Here is a 2,495-nt window from a genome sequence, read left to right as displayed (position 1 = left end):
TCTCTTAAAAGCTTTAAATATGTGTGGCTAAGATCAGCAAATCGGCATGCAACATGCTAATTTAGCATAATATTTTGTTAACTTTCTTGAATTCCTATTATTCTATCAGCTTTTATACCAAACTTATAGTTCTTCTTTATATGAATCTAATTTTTTAAATCCATTTGTTGCATATCTTCCTTGCTTTGCATTTATGCAACGGCCTTACATATTAAGTGAAAAAAGGTTCAGCAACAGAACCTTTGCCGAAAAAATAGTAGAAAATAGCAGTTCTTCTAATTCTAAGACGATTTAATTGCAACTCTTTCTTTTTAGATCACTCTTTCAAGAAGCGAGTTAAGTTTAAGTGCAAAATTGCTAGGATTGTCTATTGAATCACCTTCTATTAAACATGCTTGACCATAAACAACCTCAATCATGTCCCTATTCAATTCATTATCGTCTTTACTATTTGATAAAGAATCATTGATTTTTTTAAAAATAGAATGATTCGGGTTAATTTCAAATATTCTTGCCGATTTTACATTAAGCTGATTTTGCTCCATAAGAAATTTTTCCATTCTTGGATTCATACCACCTTCTATTGTTGAAATGCACGCTGGACTACTTACGAGTTTGGACGAGATAACTACATCTTTAACTCTATCTTTTAATATTTCCTTAACAAACTCAATTAACTTGGAGCTCTCTTGTGATTTACTCTTATCATCATCTTTTTCTTCCTCTGTATTTTTCAATTTATTTAAATCTATTTTTTCGTTCGTGATAGATTTAAAATCCTTGTCTTTATATTGATGCACTACATTAATCCAAAAATTATCAACATGATCGTTAAGAAGTAAAACTTCGATGCCTCTTTTTTTAAATCCTTCTAGTTGAGGGTGATTTCTTGAAGACTCGATATTATCTCCGTTTAAGAAGTATATTTCATTTTGTCCTTCAATCATTCTTTCAAGATATTGATCAAGGCTAATAAGTTCATCTTTTGATGATGTAGAGTTAAATCTACATATCTCCAACAGCTGCTTTTTTTCTTCTAACGTGCTCTCACACAAGCCTTCTTTCAGCACTTCACTAAAATTTTTCCAAAATTTCATGTATTCTTTTGGGTCAGTTTCAGCTTTTACTTTTAAACTACCCAACACTTTTTTTACAATTGAACTTTTAATTTTATGTAAAACTTTATTGTGTTGCAGGGTTTCTCTACTAATATTTAACGGCAAATCTTCTGAATCAACCACTCCTCTCAAAAACCTCAAATAAGGAGGTATCAGATCATTCCCTTCTTCAGAGATAAAGACCCTCTTTATGTATAATTTTACCCTTGTTTTTCTATCTGGATGAAATAAATCAAATGGCTTTGTATCAGGTATAAATAGTAAATTAGTATATTCTATTACCCCCTCTGCTTTATTATGTAAAGTTAACCACGGCTTACCAGGGAAATGCGAAACATGATTAAAAAATTCTTCGTACTCCTTTTGCGTAACTTCAGAAACATTCCTTGCCCAAATTGCAGAAGCTTTATTTATTATTTCACCTTTATTATCCTCACCAACTAACTCAATAGGAAAAGCTACATGGTCTGAATATGTTCTAATAATGTGCCTTATTCTATGTGGCTCCAAAAATTCTAATTCTGAATCCTTGATTTTTAGTGTTATTTTGGTTCCTCTTTTAAACTCTTGACTAGAATTTTCAATAGAATATTCACCTTTGCCGTCAGAATGCCATTCATATACCTCTTTTTCTCCTGCCTTTGATGTAAGTACGGTTATTGATTCAGAAACCATAAAAGCAGAGTAAAATCCAACGCCAAATTGACCAATTAAATTTAAATTATTTTTTTTGCTATCACCAAATTGTTCGATAAATTTTTGCGTTCCAGAGCTTGCAATTGTACCCAAATTGTTGATTAAATCTTCTTTATTCATACCTATCCCATTATCGGAGATGATAATAAGTTTATTATCTTTATCAAGTTGGATACTTATTTTCAATTCATTATTACCATTTTCAATCAGCTCAGGTTTATCTATAATCTGATATCTCAATTTATCACATGCATCTGAAGCATTAGAAATTAATTCTCTCAAAAAAATCTCTTTATTTGTATATAAAGAGTTGATCATTAGATTCAAAACTTTGCCAATTTCAGCATCAAATTTTTTGATTTGTTTTTTTGACTTTACCATTTCTGTCAGCGATTTTAATTAATTTACATAACCTATATCCTATATAATTATAGAATTTCCAAAATCAATATTAGCGAATAACAAAATTAGCTAATGATCATATTTTTACCTGAATTCTTGGCCTTGTACAAATTTTTATCTGCCCTATCGACAGCGCTGGCCAAACTGTCATTTTTTGTGCGCCGTGCATGATGTAAGAGTAGAGGGTTCAAGTCCCTCATGGGCTGATATAGAGCTGTCCATTAGCTGAGGCAAGGTTAACTTCGTGAGGAGTTGGCGGAAGGAAGCTGACGGCAAAGT

The 2,495-nt window shown here is 31.4% G+C and carries 1 protein-coding gene; it reads right to left on the bottom strand.

Features of this window, described 5'->3' with window-relative positions:
- Nucleotides 1–311 precede the first annotated feature (311 nt).
- The gene (gene htpG / locus L8D11_RS04920) at nt 312–2,195 is read right to left on the bottom strand and encodes a molecular chaperone HtpG (protein WP_236870556.1); all 1,884 of its coding nucleotides are present in this window, start codon (nt 2,193–2,195) and stop codon (nt 312–314) included.
- Nucleotides 2,196–2,495 lie beyond the last annotated feature (300 nt).

This window comes from Candidatus Bandiella numerosa (assembly GCF_021811875.1).
Classification (GTDB): domain Bacteria; phylum Pseudomonadota; class Alphaproteobacteria; order Rickettsiales; family Midichloriaceae; genus Aquirickettsia; species Aquirickettsia numerosa_A.
Note: the sequence above shows the minus strand (reverse complement) of the source record. Positions and strands in the feature narration are given on the sequence as shown.

Excerpts from the sequence above, each read along its gene's own strand:
- htpG (WP_236870556.1), bottom strand. The coding sequence starts at position 2,195 with ATGGTAAAGTCAAAAAAACAAATCAAAAAATTTGATGCTGAAATTGGC.